The sequence below is a fragment of the Streptomyces sp. GL_141 genome (assembly GCF_057834385.1).
Genome location: NZ_CM174402.1, coordinates 4,486,310 through 4,507,513, shown reverse-complemented (window position 1 = coordinate 4,507,513; position 21,204 = coordinate 4,486,310). Strand labels below are relative to the sequence as shown.

General features: G+C 69.4%; 10 protein-coding genes and 2 rRNA genes. 6 read left to right on the top strand and 6 right to left on the bottom strand.

Features of this window, described 5'->3' with window-relative positions:
- Positions 1-37: 37 nt before the first annotated feature.
- The 3 genes from AC3IX6_RS19730 to AC3IX6_RS19720 all read right to left on the bottom strand — a co-directional run bounded on the left by AC3IX6_RS19730 (position 38) and on the right by AC3IX6_RS19720 (position 6,090).
- Positions 38-3,161: ribosomal RNA gene (locus tag AC3IX6_RS19730) — 23S ribosomal RNA — on the bottom strand.
- A 283-nt stretch (positions 3,162-3,444) separates the two neighbouring features.
- Positions 3,445-4,969, bottom strand: a 16S ribosomal RNA gene (locus AC3IX6_RS19725).
- The 16S and 23S rRNA genes sit together here, the layout of an rRNA operon.
- Positions 4,970-5,553: 584 nt before the next feature.
- On the bottom strand, positions 5,554-6,090 hold the full coding sequence (locus AC3IX6_RS19720; RefSeq protein ID WP_489363178.1) for a MarR family winged helix-turn-helix transcriptional regulator: 537 nt from the start codon (positions 6,088-6,090) through the stop codon (positions 5,554-5,556).
- A gap of 123 nt (positions 6,091-6,213) precedes the next feature.
- On the opposite strand from AC3IX6_RS19720, the gene AC3IX6_RS19715 reads away from it, so the two are divergent.
- On the top strand, positions 6,214-7,494 hold the full coding sequence (locus AC3IX6_RS19715) for an MFS transporter (RefSeq protein ID WP_489371494.1): 1,281 nt from the start codon (positions 6,214-6,216) through the stop codon (positions 7,492-7,494).
- Positions 7,495-7,548: 54 nt separating this feature from the next.
- On the opposite strand, the gene AC3IX6_RS19710 is transcribed toward AC3IX6_RS19715, so the two are convergent.
- Positions 7,549-9,381: an ATP-binding SpoIIE family protein phosphatase gene (locus tag AC3IX6_RS19710; RefSeq protein WP_489363176.1), complete on the bottom strand. Its 1,833-nt coding sequence runs from the start codon at positions 9,379-9,381 to the stop codon at positions 7,549-7,551.
- 147 nt (positions 9,382-9,528) lie between these two features.
- On the bottom strand, positions 9,529-10,920 hold the full coding sequence (locus AC3IX6_RS19705) for an NAD(P)/FAD-dependent oxidoreductase (RefSeq protein WP_489363174.1): 1,392 nt from the start codon (positions 10,918-10,920) through the stop codon (positions 9,529-9,531).
- Between the two features lie 345 nt (positions 10,921-11,265).
- Here AC3IX6_RS19705 and AC3IX6_RS19700 point away from each other — a divergent pair, with 345 nt between their 5' ends.
- Positions 11,266-12,066: a TetR/AcrR family transcriptional regulator gene (locus AC3IX6_RS19700; protein WP_489363172.1), complete on the top strand. Its 801-nt coding sequence runs from the start codon at positions 11,266-11,268 to the stop codon at positions 12,064-12,066.
- Between the two features lie 252 nt (positions 12,067-12,318).
- Positions 12,319-14,298, top strand: coding sequence for a sigma-70 family RNA polymerase sigma factor (locus AC3IX6_RS19695; RefSeq protein WP_489363170.1), 1,980 nt, complete (start codon positions 12,319-12,321; stop codon positions 14,296-14,298).
- Positions 14,299-14,329: 31 nt separating this feature from the next.
- Here AC3IX6_RS19695 and AC3IX6_RS19690 read toward each other — a convergent pair whose 3' ends face one another.
- Entirely contained in the window at positions 14,330-16,663 is a 2,334-nt protein-coding gene (locus AC3IX6_RS19690; RefSeq protein WP_489363168.1) for an asparagine synthase-related protein, read from the bottom strand.
- A gap of 660 nt (positions 16,664-17,323) precedes the next feature.
- On the opposite strand from AC3IX6_RS19690, the gene AC3IX6_RS19685 reads away from it, so the two are divergent.
- From AC3IX6_RS19685 to trmB, 3 genes are all read left to right on the top strand, one after another.
- Positions 17,324-18,874, top strand: coding sequence for an NsdA family TPR-like regulatory protein (locus AC3IX6_RS19685; RefSeq protein ID WP_489363167.1), 1,551 nt, complete (start codon positions 17,324-17,326; stop codon positions 18,872-18,874).
- Positions 18,875-18,943: 69 nt separating this feature from the next.
- Positions 18,944-20,143 (top strand): L-2-hydroxyglutarate oxidase, encoded by a 1,200-nt coding sequence (gene lhgO / locus AC3IX6_RS19680; protein ID WP_489371493.1) that lies wholly within the window; start codon positions 18,944-18,946, stop codon positions 20,141-20,143.
- Positions 20,144-20,388: 245 nt separating this feature from the next.
- Positions 20,389-21,204, top strand: coding sequence for a tRNA (guanosine(46)-N7)-methyltransferase TrmB (gene trmB / locus AC3IX6_RS19675; protein ID WP_489363165.1), 816 nt, complete (start codon positions 20,389-20,391; stop codon positions 21,202-21,204).

Genomic DNA, 21,204 nt, shown 5'->3' with positions numbered 1-21,204 from the left:
CGTTACTTCAGAACTAACACAGTGGACGCGAGCAACTGAGGACAAGCCCTCGGCCTATTAGTACCAGTCAGCTCCACCCGTTACCGGGCTTCCACATCTGGCCTATCAACCCAGTCGTCTACTGGGAGCCTTACCCTCTCAAGGAGGTGGGAATACTCATCTTGAAGCAGGCTTCCCGCTTAGATGCTTTCAGCGGTTATCCCTCCCGAACGTAGCCAACCAGCCATGCCCTTGGCAGGACAACTGGCACACCAGAGGTTCGTCCGTCCCGGTCCTCTCGTACTAGGGACAGCCCTTCTCAATATTCCTACGCGCACAGCGGATAGGGACCGAACTGTCTCACGACGTTCTAAACCCAGCTCGCGTACCGCTTTAATGGGCGAACAGCCCAACCCTTGGGACCGACTCCAGCCCCAGGATGCGACGAGCCGACATCGAGGTGCCAAACCATCCCGTCGATATGGACTCTTGGGGAAGATCAGCCTGTTATCCCCGGGGTACCTTTTATCCGTTGAGCGACGGCGCTTCCACAAGCCACCGCCGGATCACTAGTCCCGACTTTCGTCCCTGCTCGACCCGTCGGTCTCACAGTCAAGCTCCCTTGTGCACTTACACTCAACACCTGATTGCCAACCAGGCTGAGGGAACCTTTGGGCGCCTCCGTTACTTTTTGGGAGGCAACCGCCCCAGTTAAACTACCCATCAGACACTGTCCCTGATCCGGATCACGGACCGAGGTTAGACATCCAGCACGACCAGAGTGGTATTTCAACGACGACTCCACAACCACTGGCGTGGCTGCTTCAAAGTCTCCCACCTATCCTACACAAGCCGAACCGAACACCAATATCAAACTATAGTAAAGGTCCCGGGGTCTTTCCGTCCTGCTGCGCGAAACGAGCATCTTTACTCGTAGTGCAATTTCACCGGGCCTATGGTTGAGACAGTCGAGAAGTCGTTACGCCATTCGTGCAGGTCGGAACTTACCCGACAAGGAATTTCGCTACCTTAGGATGGTTATAGTTACCACCGCCGTTTACTGGCGCTTAAGTTCTCAGCTTCGCCACACCGAAATGTGACTAACCGGTCCCCTTAACGTTCCAGCACCGGGCAGGCGTCAGTCCGTATACATCGCCTTACGGCTTCGCACGGACCTGTGTTTTTAGTAAACAGTCGCTTCTCGCTGGTCTCTGCGGCCACCCCCAGCTCACGGAGTAAATCCGATCACCAGTGATGGCCCCCCTTCTCCCGAAGTTACGGGGGCATTTTGCCGAGTTCCTTAACCATAGTTCACCCGAACGCCTCGGTATTCTCTACCTGACCACCTGAGTCGGTTTAGGGTACGGGCCGCCATGAAACTCGCTAGAGGCTTTTCTCGACAGCATAGGATCATCCACTTCACCACAATCGGCTCGGCATCAGGTCTCAGCCTTATATGAGGGACGGATTTGCCTACCCCTCGGCCTACACCCTTACCCCGGGACTACCACCGCCCGGGCTGGACTACCTTCCTGCGTCACCCCATCGCTTACCTACTACAAGTCTGGTTCGCCGGCTCCACCACTTTCCTTTCCCCGAAGGGTCCGGAACGGCTTCACGGGCTTAGCATCGCCTGATTCGATATTGGGCGTTTCAAAGCGGGTACCGGAATATCAACCGGTTGTCCATCGACTACGCCTGTCGGCCTCGCCTTAGGTCCCGACTTACCCTGGGCAGATCAGCTTGACCCAGGAACCCTTAGTCAATCGGCGCACACGTTTCTCACGTGTGTATCGCTACTCATGCCTGCATTCTCACTCGTGAACCGTCCACAACTAGCTTCCGCTGCTGCTTCACCCGGCACACGACGCTCCCCTACCCATCACAGCGGGCGTTGGCCCTATTGCTGCAATGACACGACTTCGGCGGTACGCTTGAGCCCCGCTACATTGTCGGCGCGGAATCACTTGACCAGTGAGCTATTACGCACTCTTTCAAGGGTGGCTGCTTCTAAGCCAACCTCCTGGTTGTCTCTGCGACTCCACATCCTTTCCCACTTAGCGTACGCTTAGGGGCCTTAGTCGATGCTCTGGGCTGTTTCCCTCTCGACCATGGAGCTTATCCCCCACAGTCTCACTGCCACGCTCTCACTTACCGGCATTCGGAGTTTGGCTAAGGTCAGTAACCCGGTAGGGCCCATCGCCTATCCAGTGCTCTACCTCCGGCAAGAAACACGTGACGCTGCACCTAAATGCATTTCGGGGAGAACCAGCTATCACGGAGTTTGATTGGCCTTTCACCCCTAACCACAGGTCATCCCCCAGGTTTTCAACCCTGGTGGGTTCGGTCCTCCACGAAGTCTTACCTCCGCTTCAACCTGCCCATGGCTAGATCACTCCGCTTCGGGTCTAGAGCGTGCAACTCAATCGCCCTATTCGGACTCGCTTTCGCTACGGCTTCCCCACACGGGTTAACCTCGCTACACACCGCTAACTCGCAGGCTCATTCTTCAAAAGGCACGCAGTCACGACCGTTATTCCGAAGAATAACGGCGACGCTCCCACGGCTTGTAGGCACACGGTTTCAGGTACTATTTCACTCCGCTCCCGCGGTACTTTTCACCATTCCCTCACGGTACTATCCGCTATCGGTCACCAGGGAATATTTAGGCTTAGCGGGTGGTCCCGCCAGATTCACACGGGATTTCTCGGGCCCCGTGCTACTTGGGAGATTCTTAAGCAAGCCGCTGATGTTTCGTCTACGGGGGTCTTACCCTCTACGCCGGACCTTTCGCATGTCCTTCGACTACATCAACGGTTTTTGACTCGCCGACCGGCCGGCAGACCGATCAAAAGAATTCCCACAACCCCGCATGCGCAACCCCTGCCGGGTATCACACGCATACGGTTTGGCCTCATCCGGTTTCGCTCGCCACTACTCCCGGAATCACGGTTGTTTTCTCTTCCTGCGGGTACTGAGATGTTTCACTTCCCCGCGTTCCCTCCACACTGCCTATGTGTTCAGCAGTGGGTGACAGCCCATGACGACTGCCGGGTTTCCCCATTCGGACACCCCCGGATCAAAGCTCAGTTGGCAGCTCCCCGGGGCCTATCGCGGCCTCTCACGTCCTTCATCGGTTCCTGGTGCCAAGGCATCCACCGTGCGCCCTTAAAAACTTGGCCTACAGATGCTCGCGTCCACTGTGTAGTTCTCAAGCAACGACCAGTCACCCATCACCCTCATCCGAAGACGAAGTTCACTGGGGCCGGCATCGCGAAGATAAAGCCTTTCGGCCGTACCCTCAGATACCCAACAACGTGCCAAGCACCAGACCTCTTCCGAATCCTCTTTCCACGCCGAAGCAGTACTTGAGAATCATCAGATCATCTGGTGCCAACTAATCAACGTTCCACCCTGAGCTGACCGTGCAGAACGTTTGTCTGCAATCGGTACTGTGCTCCTTAGAAAGGAGGTGATCCAGCCGCACCTTCCGGTACGGCTACCTTGTTACGACTTCGTCCCAATCGCCAGTCCCACCTTCGACAGCTCCCTCCCTTACGGGTTGGGCCACCGGCTTCGGGTGTTACCGACTTTCGTGACGTGACGGGCGGTGTGTACAAGGCCCGGGAACGTATTCACCGCAGCAATGCTGATCTGCGATTACTAGCAACTCCGACTTCATGGGGTCGAGTTGCAGACCCCAATCCGAACTGAGACCGGCTTTTTGAGATTCGCTCCACCTCACGGTATCGCAGCTCATTGTACCGGCCATTGTAGCACGTGTGCAGCCCAAGACATAAGGGGCATGATGACTTGACGTCGTCCCCACCTTCCTCCGAGTTGACCCCGGCGGTCTCCTGTGAGTCCCCATCACCCCGAAGGGCATGCTGGCAACACAGGACAAGGGTTGCGCTCGTTGCGGGACTTAACCCAACATCTCACGACACGAGCTGACGACAGCCATGCACCACCTGTATACCGACCACAAGGGGGGCACTATCTCTAATGCTTTCCGGTATATGTCAAGCCTTGGTAAGGTTCTTCGCGTTGCGTCGAATTAAGCCACATGCTCCGCTGCTTGTGCGGGCCCCCGTCAATTCCTTTGAGTTTTAGCCTTGCGGCCGTACTCCCCAGGCGGGGAACTTAATGCGTTAGCTGCGGCACCGACGACGTGGAATGTCGCCAACACCTAGTTCCCAACGTTTACGGCGTGGACTACCAGGGTATCTAATCCTGTTCGCTCCCCACGCTTTCGCTCCTCAGCGTCAGTAATGGCCCAGAGATCCGCCTTCGCCACCGGTGTTCCTCCTGATATCTGCGCATTTCACCGCTACACCAGGAATTCCGATCTCCCCTACCACACTCTAGCTAGCCCGTATCGAATGCAGACCCGAGGTTAAGCCTCGGGCTTTCACATCCGACGTGACAAGCCGCCTACGAGCTCTTTACGCCCAATAATTCCGGACAACGCTTGCGCCCTACGTATTACCGCGGCTGCTGGCACGTAGTTAGCCGGCGCTTCTTCTGCAGGTACCGTCACTTTCGCTTCTTCCCTGCTGAAAGAGGTTTACAACCCGAAGGCCGTCATCCCTCACGCGGCGTCGCTGCATCAGGCTTTCGCCCATTGTGCAATATTCCCCACTGCTGCCTCCCGTAGGAGTCTGGGCCGTGTCTCAGTCCCAGTGTGGCCGGTCGCCCTCTCAGGCCGGCTACCCGTCGTCGCCTTGGTGGGCCATTACCCCACCAACAAGCTGATAGGCCGCGGGCTCATCCTTCACCGCCGGAGCTTTTAACCCCCGCCCATGCAGGCAGGAGTGTTATCCGGTATTAGACCCCGTTTCCAGGGCTTGTCCCAGAGTGAAGGGCAGATTGCCCACGTGTTACTCACCCGTTCGCCACTAATCCACCCCGAAGGGCTTCATCGTTCGACTTGCATGTGTTAAGCACGCCGCCAGCGTTCGTCCTGAGCCAGGATCAAACTCTCCATGAATGTTTACCGGTTATCCGGTGCACACGCACTTAGAGCGGGACAGTCATGTCGGAATAAGACCGACCGTCCACTGCGTCCTCGCTGTGTAATTGCCTGCAAGTGTCGGGGCCGAAGCCGCGACCTCACAGGTCTTTTTCAAAGGAACCTCATCCACCGAAATGGACGGGGTATCAACTTTTTGGCGTTGATTTTTGGCACGCTGTTGAGTTCTCAAGGAACGGACGCTTCCTTTGTACTCACCCTCTCGGGCTTTCCTCCGGGCGCTTCCTTCGTTCTTGTGTCTCCGACTCTATCAGACTCTTTCGGGCCTGACTCCCAGTCAGCGGGGTTTGTCTTCGGGGCTGTTGGGCCCTTCCGACTCCCGAACTCTAGTGGATTTCCCGGGCGATTCATAATCGACCTTCAGGAATGAATTCGGGCATGCCGAATGCGTTCCCAGTGGGAGATCTTGCTGAGTTGGGTGCCGCAACGAGGCGGCGGGATTCGCTGTCTCCGAAACCTTTCGGCTCAGGGACAACTCGAAGAACCTTACGGATCCGCGGGGCCCGTGTCAACCCCAGGGTTGGGGCCCGGCCACTGGGCGGTCAGTGCGGGGACTGGAGGTCCTCTACGCGGGCCAGGAGGCGGGTGAGCATGTCGCCCAGTACGCCCCGCTCCGCCGTGGAGAGGTCCTGGAGGAGCTCCTCCTCGAAGACCGTCGCCGCGCGCATCGCGTCCAGCCACTTGCTGCGGCCTTCCGCGGTGAGCTCCACGATCACGCGGACGCGGTTGTTCTCGTCCCGCTCGCGCGTGACCAGTCCTTCCGCCGTCATGCGGTCGATCCGGTGGGTCATCGCCGCCGGCGTGAGGCCCAGCTGCTTCGCGAGCTCGCTCGGGCCCATCCGGTACGGGGCTCCGGAGAGGACGAGGGCCTTGAGGACCTCCCACTCCGCGTTGCTGATGCCCAGGGCCGCCGTCTGGCGGCCGTACGCGACGTTCATGCGGCGGTTCAGGCGGCTGAGGGCCGAGACGACCTTCTCGACCTGGGGGTCGAGGTCCTGGAACTCGCGCTGATAGACGGCGATCTGTTCGTCGAGGCTCGGCTCGTGGACGGGCGCAGTGCCGTCGGGGGTATCACCCATGGTTCGAAGTATGGCACGGGGTCGTTGGCGTCTAACTCCTTCAGTGTGTAGTGTTAAGGATCGAACTTTAGGTATGAAGTCTTCAAGCTTCAGCAATCAAGGTGGTGAGAAGTGACCAAGGTGATGGGCGCTGCGATGCGGAGGATCCAGGCCGGGAACGCGTTGACCGCGTTCGGTATCGGCTTCACGGTTCCGTTCCTCTACGTCTACGCGGCGAAGGTGCGAGAACTGGACCCCATGTGGGCGACGGGAACGTTCATGGCGTTCGCCCTCGGTGCGCTTCTCGCGCTGCCCTTCACCGGGCGGGTGATCGACCGGCGCGGTCCGGTCCCCGTCGTCATCGGCGCGGCCGTCGTCGCCTCGTTCGGTGCGCTGTCGCTCGGGCTCTCCACGGGCGTGGTCGCGATCCTGCTGTCCGCGCTGGCGCTGGGCGCCGGCCAGGCCGTCATGCAGCCCGCGCTGGCCACGATGATCGTGCGCTGCTCCACCCCGTCCACCCGGACCCGTGCCTTCGCCCTGCAGTTCTTCATGCAGAACCTGGGTCTGGGCATCGGTGGTCTGATCGGCGGGCTCATCGTCGACGAGAGCCGTCCCGGCAGCTTCACGCTGCTCTTCGGCATCGAGGCCGTGATGTTCCTGGTGCTGGCCGGGGTCATCGCCACCGTGCGGATGCCGCAGGTGCCGGCCATCAGCACCGCGCTGGCCAAGGACGCGGCCCAGGCCGGCGGCGGCTGGAAGCGGCTGATGGAACACAAGGCGATGGTGCAGTTCTGCGTTCTTGGGTTCGTGCTGTTCTTCGCCTGTTACGGACAGTTCGAGTCGGGGCTCGCCGCCTTCGGTACCGAGGCCGCCGGGATCTCCCCCTCCACGCTCGGCTTCGCGCTCGCCGCCAACACCGGTGCGATCGTGCTCGCCCAGTTCGTCGTGCTGCGGCTGGTGGAGAACCACCGCCGGTCCCGGGTGATCGCGCTCGTCGGTCTGCTCTGGACCGTGGCGTGGATCATCGCCGCCTTCTCCGGGCTGGGGCACGGCAGCGCGGTCATGGCCGCCGCCGCGTTCGTGACCACGTACGCCCTCTTCGGCATCGGGGAGGCCATGCTGTCGCCGACGCTCGCGCCGCTGGTGGCCGATCTGGCGCCCGAGGGGTCCGTGGGTCAGTACAACTCGGCCTTCGCGCTGGTCAAGCAGCTGGCTCTGGCGCTCGGGCCGCTCGGTGTGCCGCTGGCCGCGGGCATTCCGATGCTCTACATCGGGATCTTCGTCCTGGTCTCGCTCGGCATCGCCGGGCTGGCGCTGCGGCTCGGCAAGCAGCTGACGCCGGTGCAGGACAACCCGTCGCTGGCCGGGAGCACCGTCGTGATCAAGCGGGTGAAGGACGCCGCGCCCGCGCCCGTGCACGCGTAGGGAAGCAAGAGAGGAGGCCCCGGTCCATTGGACCGGGGCCTTCTTCGTGTGCGGCTACGGGGCCTTGTCGGGGAGCGCGAACTCGCACCAGACGGCCTTGCCGCCGCCCGGGGTGCGGCGGGAGCCCCAGGCCGAGGCGATGGTGGCCACGATGGAGATGCCGCGGCCGGTCTCGTCGGCCGGTTCGGCGCGGCGGCGGCGCGGGAGGTGGTCGTCCCCGTCGGTGACTTCGATGATCAGCCGGCGGTCGGTGCGGCGCAGGCGCAGGCGCATGGGCGGGGTGCCGTGCTGGAGGGAGTTCGCGACGAGTTCGCTGGCCGCGAGGACTCCGAGGTCGCAGAGCTCCACCGGGAAGCGCCAGGAGGCCAGGACTCCCTGGGCGAAGGCGCGGGCGCGCGGGGCGGCCTCGATGCCGCCGAGGAGTTCCAGGGCCGCGTTGTGGAAGAGCTCGGCGTCGGCGCCGGTGCGGGCGGGCTGCTGGAGGACCATCACGGCGACGTCGTCGTCGTGATCGGCGTCGACCCCGAGGGCGCGCATCAGGCGGTCGCAGATGACGGCGGGGGTGCCCTGGGCGCCGGAGAGGGCGCGTTCCAGGGCGGCGACGCCTTCGTCGATGTCCTCACCGCGGCGCTCGACCAGGCCGTCCGTATAGAGGACGGCGGTGGAGCCGGGGCCCAGCGCGATGGTGCCCGAGGTGTGCAACCAGCCGCCGGTGCCGAGCGGCGGGCCGGTGGGGTCGGCGGCGCGGCGGACCGTGCCGTCCTCGTCGCGGACCAGGATCGGGAGGTGGCCGGCGGAGGCGTACGCGAGGAGGCCCTCGTTGGGGTCGTGGACGGCGTAGACGCAGGTGGCGATCTGGCTGGCGTCGATCTCGGCCGCGAGGCCGTCGAGGAGCTGGAGGACCTCGTGCGGGGGCAGGTCGAGACGGGCGTACGCGCGGACGGCGGTGCGGAGCTGGCCCATGACGGCGGCGGCGCGGACGCCCCGGCCCATGACGTCGCCGATGACGAGGGCCGTGCGGCCGGCGCCGAGGGTGATGACGTCGTACCAGTCGCCGCCGACGGCGGCTTCGGTGCCGCCGGGCTGGTAGGTGGCGGCGACGCGCAGGTCGTCGGGCTGCTCGAGCTCCTGCGGGAGGAGGGAGCGCTGGAGGGTGACGGCGGCCTCGCGCTGGCGGCGCTCGCTGGCACGCAGCCGTTCGACGGCCTCGGCGTGGTCGGTGACGTCGGCGAGGTGGATCAGGACGCCGGTGCCGGTGTGGGCTTCCGGTTCGGTGTCGGAGCCCGAGCCCGAGCCGGAGCCGGAGGCGGAGCCCGTGTGGGCGGTGGACCCGTCGGCCTTGGTCTTGGGGAACTCGATCGGGGTGCAGGTGACCGTGTACGAGCTGGTGCCGCCGGGCGCGGTGCGGTTCTTGGCGGTACGGGACTTTCCGCTGCGCTGGACCTGGTCGAGGAGCGGGAGCAGGCCGAGCTCACCGAGCTCGGGGAGGGCTACGTGCGCGGGGGCGCCGGGGGCGCGGGCGCCGAAGCCGGCGGTGTAGGCGTCGTTGACGTAGGCGACGCGGTGCTCGGGGCCGTGCACGAGGGCGACGAGGGCCGGGAGGCGGTCGAGGACGTCGCGTACGGAGAGCTCGTCGAGGGAGGGTGCGGGGGTCCCCGTACCGTCGGCGGCGGCCGGGGCGGACCCGGCGCCGGGGGTGGAACCGGTGCCGCGCACCGTGGGGTCCGCGGGGCAGCCGTCCGGGCCGGTCGCGGAATGGCCGGCCGCGCCGCGGGCGGCCGGGACCGAGCCCTCGCCCCGTTTGGCCTGGGCGGCTGCGTGTTCGGACCGGGCCGCGGCGCGGCGCTGCGTTCCGGGAAACCGGGCGCTCCAGCGCGTGAAGTTCACTGCTTTCAAGCCTCGTGGTGTCGCTCGTGGTCGCTGTGTCACTCGGTGGCAATCGGGTGGCACTCGGATGTCACGCTGATGTCACTCTGTGCAGGTGTGAGCCCACCTATGGTCACACGTCCAGTGTGGCCGACGGGACTGACAGCATCAGCCTGCGGTCTTCTTCGGAGGGTCCTTGGGGCCTCCGCCCGCCGCGAGTTCGAATTCTGCTCTGGGGTGTTCGAGGGATCCCAGCGAGACGATCTCGCGTTTGAAGAGGCCGGAGAGCGTCCACTCGGCGAGCACGCGCGTCTTGCGGTTCAGCGTCGGGACGCGGCTGAGGTGGTAGGCGCGGTGCATGAGCCAGGCCGGGTAGCCCTTGAGCTTGCGGCCGTAGATGTGGGCGACGCCCTTGTGGAGTCCGAGGGAGGCCACGGAGCCCGCGTACTTGTGGGCGTACTCGGTGAGGAGTCCGCCGCGCAGGGACGAGACGAGGTTGTCGGCGAGGACCTTGGCCTGGCGGACGGCGTGCTGGGCGTTGGGGGCGCAGGCGACGCCCTTCTCCGGGGCGGTGATGTCGGGGACGGAGGCGGCGTCCCCGGCGGCCCAGGCGTGCTCGACGCCTTCGACGGTGAGGAAGGAGGTGCAGGCGAGGCGGCCGCGGTCGGTCTTGGGCAGGTCGCTGGCGGCGAGGATCGGGTGCGGTTTGACGCCGGCGGTCCACACGACGGTCCGGGTGGGGAAGCGGGCGCCGTCGCTGAGGACGGCGATCCGGTTCTCGCAGGACTCCAGCCGGGTCTCCAGGCGCAGGTCGATGCCGCGGCGGCGCAGTTCACGGATCGTGTAGGTGCCCATTTCGGGGCCGACCTCGGGGAGGATCCGGTCGCTGGCCTCAACCAGCACCCACTTCATGTCCTCGGGCTTGACGTTGTGGTAGTACCGGGCGGCGTAGCGGGCCATGTCCTCCAGCTCGCCGAGTGCCTCGACGCCGGCGTAGCCGCCGCCGACGAAGACGAAGGTGAGGGCGGCGTCGCGGAGGGCGGGATCGCGGGTGGAGGAGGCGATGTCCATCTGTTCGATGACGTGATTGCGCAGGCCGATGGCCTCTTCCACGGTCTTGAATCCGATGGCGTATTCGGCGAGTCCCGGAATGGGGAGCGTGCGGGAGACGGAGCCGGGGGCGAGGACCAGTTCGTCGTACTCGATCTCCACGGGGCCTTCGCCCTCCTCGTCGGTGGCGAGGGTGGTGACGGTCGCGATCCGGGCGGCGTGGTCGATGTGCCGGGCCTCGCCGATGACGATGCGGCATTTCGGCAGGACGCGGCGCAGCGGGACCACGACGTGGCGCGGGGAAATGGAGCCGGCGGCCGCTTCGGGGAGGAAGGGCTGGTACGTCATGTAGGGCTCGGGAGTGACCACCGTGACCTCGGCCTCGTCGGCTCTCAGCTTTCGCTGGAGTCTGAGTGCCGTGTACATGCCTACGTAGCCGCCGCCGACGATGAGGATCCGCGTACGGGGCGGGGTACCGGGGGCCGTGCCCCGGGAGTTAGCAGCCTTCACCGTCCCATGACGCAACGTGGCCGGGAGTTTGTCCACAGGCCCGACAAATTGTGTGACCGGAGGGGACGGCGGGGCGAGGTTGTCAGGGGGTGCGGGTGGAGGGGAAGGTGCGCAGGTCAGACGGTACGGAATGACTGATTCCGGGGGCTTCGAACGGAAAATTGAGGGTGAATGCTCCGATCGGGCGGTGGTCCGTCCGGGGCTGCCTCTTCTGAATTGACTCTGGCTCAACTATGTTCGTAACTCGTCGAGGAGTAGGACCAGGGCCCTCATGACCGTGGCCCCCCTCGACATGAAGGCGGGGAGTGTCTCCGGGGGGAGACAAATGATTACCGGGGGATACATATGCACATTTCCGATTTCCATGCTTCTGCCACCGCTCTGTCGTCGACCGCTTCAGCGACCGACAACCACGGGCGGCTGATGGCCGGCGGCGCCACCACACACGGCGTGGGTCGCTCCACGCCGCTGCGCGTCGACGCACAGCGCAACCTCGAACACGTCCTTCGCGCGGCCCGCGAGGTCTTCGGCGAGCTCGGCTACGGGGCTCCGATGGAAGACGTCGCACGCCGCGCGCGGGTCGGTGTCGGCACCGTGTACCGACGGTTCCCGAGCAAGGACGTCCTCGTCCGGCGGATAGCCGAGGAGGAGACCTCGCGACTGACCGAGCAGGCCCGCACGGCTCTCGGCCAGGAGGAGGAGCCCTGGCAGGCCCTGTCGTGCTTCCTTCGCACCTCCGTGGCCTCGGGTGCCGGGCGGCTGCTGCCTCCGCAGGTACTGCGGGTCGGCGGGCCCGGTGAGGACGGGGCCGACGGGGTGGACCAGGAGGCCGCGCGGGTTCCGCACCAGCGTCAGGTCGTCGTGGCCGGCGGGGCGCCTGACCTGCGGGTCGTCGGCGGCGCGCGGACCAACCTGGACGACGAGCCTTCGGAGGACGCGGGGGCGGGCGAGCTGCTCGAGGTCGTCGGCCGGCTCGTCGACCGGGCCCGGGAGGCCGGTGCGCTGCGTGCCGATGTCACGGTGGCCGATGTGCTGCTCGTGATCGCGACGGCCGCACCCGCGCTGCCGGACGCGGCGCAGCAGGCGGCGGCTTCCGCCCGGCTGCTCGACATCCTGCTCGAAGGGCTGCGGTCCCGGACGGCGTAGCCCGGGGGACGGTTCGGTTCGGTCGTTCAGCCGGGGCGCCCGGGACGCGAGGTTCGCGGACCGGGTGGCTCGGCCGACGCGTCAACCGGCTCCTTCCTGGGGGCTCTCGCTCGAACGGGTGAGGCTCCGTACGGCGATTCGTCAGGGCTTGCCCGGATGAGTGGAAGGTGTGGAGACCGGTTCGGCGCGTGCCCGCCGTGTGACACGCTGGATCGGTGTACCGGTTGAGTGTGTCGTGCGAGGGCCTCCGCGATGAGCGTTGACGGGCGGGAAGAGCCACACGGTGGCGCCGGCGGCGAAGTCGACGCGGGCGGCCTGCCCGCACGACAGGTCCCGGCGCAGCGCGAACCGGGCGGTCGGCACGCCGCCGGGGCGAGCGGGGAACTTCCGCCGTCCGACGGCGACTTGATCGCGCGGATGCGCGGGGGCGACGACGGGGCCTACGAGGAACTGTTCCGCCGCCACTCCGATGCCGTGCGCCGCTATGCCCGTACCTGCTGCCGCGACGGGCACACCGCCGACGATCTGACCGCCGAGGTGTTCGCGCGGACCCTCCAGGCCGTACGGGGCGGGGCGGGTCCGGACCAGTCGGTGCGCGCCTACCTGCTGACCACCGTGCGCCGGGTCGCCGCCGCCTGGGCGAAAACGGCGAAGCGGGAGCATCTGGTCGAGGACTTCGCGCTGTTCGCGGAGCAGGCCTCCGGGGACGGCTCGGTCGGGATGGCCGGGGACGACACCCTCGAACTCGGCGCCGATGTACGGGCCATGCACGAGGCCGAGCAGACCCTCGCGATGCAGGCCTTCCGGAGCCTGCCCGAGCGGTGGCAGGCCGTGCTGTGGCACACCACCGTCGAGGAGGCGTCGCCGAGCGCGATCGCCCCGCTCTTCGGGCTGAGCGCGAACGCCACCGCGGTACTGGCCAGCCGGGCCCGCGAGGGCCTCAAGCAGGCGTACCTCCAGGCCCATGTGAGCACCGCGCTGAGCTCCGGCGGGGACTGCGCCCGGTATGCCGACCGGCTCGGGGCGTATGCCCGCGGGGGCTTGCGGATGCGGGCCGAGCGGGGACTGCGCAGGCACCTCGAGGAGTGCGCCCGGTGCCGGCTCGCCGCGGGCGAGCTCAAGGACGTCAACGCGGGCATTCCCGCGCTGCTGCCGGTCGCCGTCATCGGGTGGTTCGCCGCCGGGTACGCGGCCAAGGCGGCCGGAGTGGTGGCCGGCGGGGCCGTCGCCGCGGGTGGTGCCGGGGCCGCTGCCGCAGCCGCGGGCGGGTCGACGGCCGGGGCTGGTGCCGGAGCCGGAGCCGCCGGAGCCGGAGCCGCCGGGGCCGGGGCTGCGGGTGGGGCCGCTGGTGGAAGCGGGGCCGGTGGGGTCGGCGGAGCCGTGGCTTCGGAGGGGCTGGGGCTGCCTGCCAAGGCGGCCATCGCCGCCGGGGTCGTGGTGGCCGCGGCCGCCGGTGTGGTGTTCGCCCTGGCCGGTGACGACACCGCGCCGGCCGTGCGCGCGAACCCCGCTCCGGGGGTGGCCGTGCCGGTGCCGCGGAGTCCGGCCCCCGCCGCGCCGGAGGCCGCCCCGTCGCAGGCGCAGCCGTCACAGGCACGGGGATCCGTACCGCCCCCGAAGAAGCAGACGCCCGCGCCGCCGCCGGTCGTCGCACCGGCCGTGCCGGAGCCCTCGCGGAGCCCGGAGCGGTCCTCGCCCGCGCCGAGTCCGAGCCGGGCGCCGAGTCCGAAGCCGAGCCCCACGCCGAGCCCCGTGCCGCCCCCCGAGCCGACACCGCCCAAGCCGCCGCAGGCACCGCAGGGGTTCCGGCTCTCGGCCCTGGGCCAGTCCGCCTACGGGGACCACGACAACCCCGAGATCGAGACCTGGCGGAGCAGCTGGGTGTGGCAGCGCTGGGGGCCGGTGATCGGCGGACAGCGCTTCTCGCACGGGATCACCGTCAATTCCCGGTCCTCCGTGGAGATCACCCTCAACCGGAGCTGCGTCAGCTTCTCGGCGCGGGCCGGCGTGGACGGCATGTCGCTGCTCACGAACGGCAGGGTCCGCTTCTCCGTGTACGCGGACGGGCAGCGGCTGTGGCAGTCCCGGGCACTGGGCTACGAGGACCCGGCGGCGAGCGTGTCCGTCTCCCTCTCCGGGCACAAGACGCTGCGCCTGGTCGTGGAGCGCGCCGAGGGCGGCCGCCTGCCGACGCTGGCGAGCTGGGCCGACTCCGTCATCAGCTGCCGCTGACGGCGGCGGCGGCCCGGGGCAGGGCCGGCGGTCAGGACAGGGCCGGGCGGCGGAGCGGAACTCCGGTCGGGACGGCCCTGCGGCGCGGGGTGGAGGTGCCGGTCCAGCAGGTGCCCCGGCGGGCCAGGAGGCGGCCCAGCCACAGTTCCATCGAGACGAGTTCGGCGATGCCGTCGAGCGGGACCGGGCGGCCGTCCGCCGCGTCCAGAAGTGCCTGACGGACGACCCGGGCTTCGATCAGGCCCGCGTCCGCCAGCAGGGGCGCCGTGAAGAGGGTCAATAGGTGCGGGAGGGCCGCGCGCAGTCCCAGGCGGGTCGCCGATTCGTTCGGGGCGTGGGCCGTCGCGCCCCACCCCGGGGGGAGGTCCCGGACCCCGGCCGAGGACAGCACCCCGCGCAGCACCGCCGCCCGGGCGCCGGGCTGGACGCGCAGGGATTCGGGCAGGGCCCGGGCGGCCCGTACGACCTGGTTGTCCAGGAACGGGGCGTGCAGGCGCTGGCTGCGGACCTCCACGGCCTGCTCGAAGACCCGGTGGTCGGCGGCGTGCCGGGCCAGGACGGCGCGGGCCCGGGCCTCCCCGGGGCGCAGCGAGAGGGGAGGGCGGCCGGCGGCCGCGGTGAGGCGGATCGAGACCTCGGCCAGGGCCTCGCCCGTCAGCCAGGCCGCCGCCGGGCCCGGCCGGGACCAGGTCAGGGCCGCGAGCGAGGCGTCCACCGGGGAGCCGGGACCGGCGGCCGGGACTCCGTCGCGCAGGCGGGCCGCCGCCGCCTCCATGCCGGCGCGGTACGGCGTACGGGCCAGGCGGCGGGCCGCCGCGTACACGGTGAGGGGGACGAGGAAGGGGAGGAGCGGGGAGTCGCCCTCGGAGGGGGAGGAGCGGGCGAGGGCCAGGGTGGGGCGCAGCAGGTGGCGTCGGCGCCGGTCGAGCAGGAGGTCGGCGAGCCGGGCGGGGTGGGCGTCGAGGACCTGGCGGGCTCCGTGGCCGGTGAAGTGGTCCGCCGAACCGGCCGCGAGGCGGCGGCGTTCGCGGGCGGCGAAGACCAGGGAGGGGCCGGGTTCGTCGGTCAGCGGCCCGTCGAGGTCGGCGTACGGGAGGGCTTCCTCGGCGGCGGCCACGACCACGTGGTGCAGGCGGGGGTCGGAGGCGATGGCGTGGGCGCGTTCCAGTTCGGGTTCGCGGCCCTGGGGGGTGGCCAGGTCGTTGAAGGTGACGGCGAGGAGGCGTTCCCCGGTGCGGCCGAGCAGGGCTCCGGGGGCGCCCGGGAGGCCGGCCGCGAGCAGGGCGAGGGTCGCGGAGGCGCTGCCTCCGGAGAGGTCGGCGCCGACTCCGGGGACGGGCGCGGGGGCGCCGCGCGCGGCCCGGCGGTCGGCCGGGCCCATTCCGGGAACGGGCCCGGGGTCGTAGGGCAGCGTCTCGGGAGCATGCCGCGGAGCCGTGAGCCGGGCGCGCACCGCGTCGACCAACGCTTCCCGTACGCCCTCCACGGCGAGCGCGGGATCGGCGGCGGGGGCGGCCACCGCGAGGGAGGCGACCGGCTCGTAGCCGGTGATCTCCCGCGAGCCCTCGCGCAGGATCAGCGCGTGCCCGGGCGGGATCCGGCGTACGCCGACGTACGGTGTGCCGTCGCCCAGCGCCTCCGGGCTGTCGGGGCAGGCGAGCAGGGCGGCGAGATGGCCGATGTCGAGCTGCGCCTCGATCAGGTCGGCGAGCGGGAGGGCGGCGGTGGCGTACGCGGTCCCGCTCGCCCAGGGCGTGTAGAAGACGGGCCGGGCGCCGGCCAGGTCGCCGACGACCGTGATGCGGCGGCCGGCCTGGACGACGGCGGTGTAGCTGCCGGGCCACTGGGTGAGGTGGCGCAGGGCGCCGCCGCGGGCGGCGTAGAGCGCGCGGCGCAGTTCCTCGTCGGTGGCGCCGCAGCAGCCGAGGACGGCGAGGCGGGTGAAGGGGTCGGCGGGATCGGCGGTGAGGGTGCGGATCTCGTCCGGGCGCCAGTCCCCGACGGCCCACAGGGGGTCGGGGTCGCCCCAGAGGAGCTGGGCTCCGACGGGGACGACGGTGCGGTCGGCGTCGGCGGCGCCCGGTTCGTCGGGGTGGCCGGCGTCGGCGAGTCCGCCGTGGACCGGGCCGTCGCCCCATGCGTCGGAGGCCGAGCCGTAGGCGTTCCCGTAGCCGGAGCCGTTCGCGGAGCCGTTCCCGGAGTTGTAGCCCGGGGCCGAACCGTGGCCCGCGCCGTTCGCGGAGCCGTAGCCGTAGCCGGCGCCGTATGTGCCCTGGTCGGAGGCGTGCGCAGCGCTTTTCCCCGCGACCCGTCCGGCCGTGCCGAAGCTCGCGGCGATACTGCTCCACCCCACCAACCAGCGCACCGCCGCCTCCCCAGCCCGTGGGCACCTGACCGGGGTGCGAACCGCGCGGCCGGCGCTCTGGGCGCGGGCCGGAGGGACCCCGGGTGGCTCGGGGTCCATGCTGCCACGAGACAGGCGTGCGGGAGTGGGTAAGGGGGGCGCACGTATAAACGAACACGCCCCGGCCATGCGGTATTTGGCGTTCCGTTCCGACCGCCCCATAGGTCGCTTTCGGCCATTCTTCGGCCGTACTGAGGGCCCTGTACGGGGCCCTGCGCGCAGCCCCGCGGGTCCGCCGCCCGGGCCCGCCCGGCGGAGCGCGGCCCGGGGGGCGGGATCCACCCCCCGGACCGTTCCGCCACCCGCGGGGATTGAGGCAGCGGCATCCCCCGGCCCGCCCGGTCCACGCGGCGGGCCGACCCACGCACCGCACATCGAATCGCCGGGCCCCCGCGGCGGGCAGAGCGCACGGCCGGGCGCACGGCCACACGGGTGGAGCACGCGATGACACGTGCGCCCCGGCCCCGGGCCCCCGCCCGACTGTGCATACGGACAACAATCCCGCCATACGGAACAGGGGGCCTTAACGCTTGGGAGGCGGGGAACTACGCTGGGTTTACGAAATGCCGGGCGCCTATGCCCCGGCGGCGTCTGCGTTCCGCGTGTGACGAGGGGTGGCGCATGTCCAGGGAGCTCCGCGAGCCCAATGAGAAGCTCGGCGCCGTCCTCGCCCTCGCGGGCATCAGCAACGCCGGGCTGGCCCGGCGGGTCAACGACCTCGGCGCTCAGCGCGGTCTGACCCTCCGCTACGACAAGACTTCGGTGGCCCGGTGGGTATCGAAGGGGATGGTGCCGCAGGGCGCCGCCCCGCACCTGATCGCGGCCGCCATCGGCGCGAAGCTCGGCCGGCCCGTGCCGCTGCACGAGATCGGGCTCGCGGACGCGGATCCGGCGCCCGAGGTGGGGCTGGCCTTCCCGCGCGACGTCGGCGCGGCCGTGCGCTCGGCCACCGACCTCTACCGGCTCGACCTCGCCGGCCGGCGCGGGGGCGGTGGGATCTGGCAGTCCCTCGCCGGTTCCTTCTCCGTGTCGGCGTACGCGACGCCGGCCTCGCGGTGGCTGATATCTCCCGCAGACAGCTCGGTGGCACGCGAACCGGTGACGCGCGAAGCGGTACCGGGCGCGGCCCCGCCGGAAGGCCTTCCGGCGCCGCCCGGCGCCCATGTCGGGGGTGTGCCCGCCCAGCCTCCGCGCGAAACGCCGCCGCAAACGCCGCCGCCGCCCGCTCCGGCCGCACCCGATGCCGGGGGCCCGCAGCGCGTGGGCCACAGCGATGTGACCAAGCTGCGCGAGGCCGCCGAGGACGCCCGCCGCTGGGACTCCAAGTACGGGGGCGGCGACTGGCGTTCCTCGATGGTCCCCGAATGCCTGCGGGTGGACGCGGCGCCGCTGCTGCTCGGCTCCTACACCGACGAGGTGGGCCGCGCGCTCTTCGGCGCCACCGCCGAACTGACCCGGCTGGCCGGGTGGATGGCCTTCGACACCGGGCAGCAGGAAGCGGCCCAGCGGTACTACATCCAGGCCCTGCGCCTGGCCCGCGCCGCCGCCGACGTACCGCTCGGCGGGTACGTGCTGGCGTCGATGTCCCTGCAGGCCACCTACCGGGACTTCCCGGACGAGGGCGTGGACCTCGCGCAGGCCGCCGTCGAGCGCAACCGGGGCCTGGCCACCGCGCGGACGATGAGCTTCTTCCGCCTCGTCGAGGCCCGGGCGCACGCGAAGGCGGGCGATTCCGCGGCCGCCGGGGCCGCGCTGAGGGCCTCCGAGGGCTGGCTGGAACGGGCCCGGGACGGCGACGCCGATCCGACCTGGCTGGGCTTCTACTCGTACGACCGCTTCGCGGCGGACGCGGCCGAGTGCTATCGCGACCTCAAACTCCCGCGCCAGGTAAGGCGTTTCACCGAACAGGCACTGTCCCGGCCGACGGAGGAGTACGTACGATCACACGGGCTGCGGCTCGTCGTGAGCGCGGTGGCCGAGCTGGAGTCCGGGAACCTCGACGCGGCGTGCGCGGCGGGGACCCGGGCGGTGGAGGTCGCGGGGCGGATCTCGTCGGCCCGCACGACGGAGTACGTACGGGACCTCCTGCACCGGCTGGAACCGTACGGGGACGAACCGCGCGTCGCCGAACTGCGCGAGCGGGCCAGGCCTCTGCTGGTAACCCCGGCATAGGCCCCGCGTGGCCCCGTTGTCAGTGGCGGGGTGCACTATGCAGGGGTGGGAGGTGTCAGTGTGGGCGGCATGGGCAGGCTGGACTGCGATGTGCTGGTGATCGGAGGCGGGATCGTCGGCCTGTCGACGGCGCATGCCCTCGCGGGGCTCGCTCCGGGGACCCGGGTGGTCGTCCTGGAGAAGGAGGACGGCCCCGCCCGGCACCAGACGGGCCGCAACAGCGGCGTGATCCACAGCGGGATCTACTACAAGCCGGGCTCGCTCAAGGCCCGCTTCGCGGTGCGCGGCGCGGCCGAGATGGTCAAGTTCTGCACGGAGCACGGCATTCCGCACGAGGTGACGGGCAAGCTCATCGTCGCCACCGAGCGGGACGAGCTGCCGCGGCTGCACGCCCTCGTGCAGCGGGGCCGGGAGAACGGCATCCCGGTGCGCGAGCTGGGGCCGACGCAGATCTCGGAGTACGAGCCCGAAGTGCGCGGGCTCGCGGCGATCCACGTCGGGACCACGGGGATCGTGGACTACGGGCGGGTCGCCCAGCAGCTCGCGGAGTCCTCCGGGGCGGAGATCGTCTACGGCGGGGCCGTTGATCTGATCTCGCGGCGGGCGTCGGGCGTTGCGGTGCGGACGAGCGACGGGCTCGTCGTGCGCGCGCGGGTGCTCGTGAACTGCGCGGGGCTGCAGTGCGACCGGATCGCGCGGCTGGCCGGCGACGACCCGCAGATGCGGATCCTGCCCTTCCGGGGCGAGTACTACGACCTGGCCCGGCCCGATCTGGTGCGCGGGCTGGTCTATCCGGTGCCGGACCCGGCGTTCCCCTTCCTCGGCGTCCACCTGACCCGGGGCATCGGGGGCGGGGTCCACGTCGGGCCGAACGCCGTGCCGGCGCTGGCGCGCGAGGGGTACGGCTGGGGCGTGATCCGGCCGCGGGACCTCGCGGACGAGCTGGCCTGGCCGGGATCCTGGCGGATGGCCGCGCGGCACTGGCGCTACGGCGCGGGCGAGGTGCGGCGGTCGCTGTCGAAGGCGGCGTTCGTCGAGGCGGTGCGCAGGCTGCTGCCGGCGGTGCGCGCGGAGGATCTGGTGCCCGCTGCGGCGGGGGTGCGGGCGCAGGCCGTGCTGCGGGACGGGGCGCTGGTGGACGACTTCCTGATCCGGGAGGGAGAGCGGACGGTGCACGTGCTGAACGCGCCTTCGCCTGCGGCCACCGCTTCGCTGCCGATCGGGCGGGAGATCGCCGGGCGGGCGCTCGCGTCCCTGCGCGGCGCGTAGCCCTGCGGGCCTTGGCCTTGGCCTTGGCGCCGCGGCGGCCGGATCGCCGCTGCGCGGGGCTGCTCCCCCGCCGCCCGGGCAGGGCCGCGGGTGCGCCGCTGCGCGGGGCGGAGTCCCCTACCCGCCCTTCCCCCGTTCCCCGGGCTGCGCCCGGACCCGGAAAGATCCTGGGGCTCCGCCCCAGACCCCGGCCCTCAGACGCCGGACGGCTGGATCGGACCGGGCGCGCGTAGAATCCGGGGATTGTGTCTGAGTCTCTGAGTCCCCAGAATCCCGCCGCCGAGCCCGCGCCGGAGGCGACCTCCACCTACGTGCCTCCGAAGTGGCGTACCGAGCCGCGGTTCCCCGACGGGCCCGCGCCCGATCCGGCCGGTTCGCATCACGAGCGGCGGATCCGGAGCTTCCAGCCCCGTCGCAGCCGGGTGACCACCGGGCAGGGCGAAGCCCTGAAGCGGCTCTGGGGGACCTGGGGGCTCGACATCGACGGGCACGACGTGATCGATCTCAAGAAGATGTTCGACGGGCTTCCCGTCGTCCTGGAGATCGGCTTCGGCATGGGCGAGGCCACCGCGCAGATGGCCGCCGCCGACCCTGGCACCGGGATCCTGGCCGCCGACGTGCACACCCCCGGGCAGGGGAATCTGCTCGCCCTCGCCGAGCGGGGCGGGATGAGCAACGTCCGCGTCGCCAACGGCGACGCCATCATCCTGCTCCGCGAGATGCTGCCCCCGGACTCCCTCGCCGGGCTCCGCGTGTACTTCCCGGACCCCTGGCCCAAGGCCCGCCACCACAAGCGGCGGCTGATCCAGCCCGAGTTCCTCGCGCTGGCCGCCACCCGCATGGCGCCCGGGGCGATCCTGCACTGCGCGACCGACTGGGAACCGTACGCCGAGCAGATGCTCGAAGTGCTGACGGCCCAGCCGGAGTTCGAGAACACGCAGGCCGACGGCGGTTACGCGCCGCGCCCCGACTTCCGGCCGCTCACCCGCTTCGAGGGGCAGGGCCTCGACAAGGGGCACGTCGTACACGATCTGCTGTTCCGGCGTACCGGTATCGCCTAG

Coding starts and splice junctions, on each gene's coding strand:
- AC3IX6_RS19695 (WP_489363170.1), top strand. CDS start 12,319: ATGAGCGTTGACGGGCGGGAAGAGCCACACGGTGGCGCCGGCGGCGAA.
- AC3IX6_RS19700 (WP_489363172.1), top strand. CDS start 11,266: ATGCACATTTCCGATTTCCATGCTTCTGCCACCGCTCTGTCGTCGACC.
- lhgO (WP_489371493.1), top strand. CDS start 18,944: ATGGGCAGGCTGGACTGCGATGTGCTGGTGATCGGAGGCGGGATCGTC.
- AC3IX6_RS19715 (WP_489371494.1), top strand. CDS start 6,214: ATGGGCGCTGCGATGCGGAGGATCCAGGCCGGGAACGCGTTGACCGCG.
- AC3IX6_RS19720 (WP_489363178.1), bottom strand. CDS start 6,090: ATGGGTGATACCCCCGACGGCACTGCGCCCGTCCACGAGCCGAGCCTC.
- AC3IX6_RS19685 (WP_489363167.1), top strand. CDS start 17,324: ATGTCCAGGGAGCTCCGCGAGCCCAATGAGAAGCTCGGCGCCGTCCTC.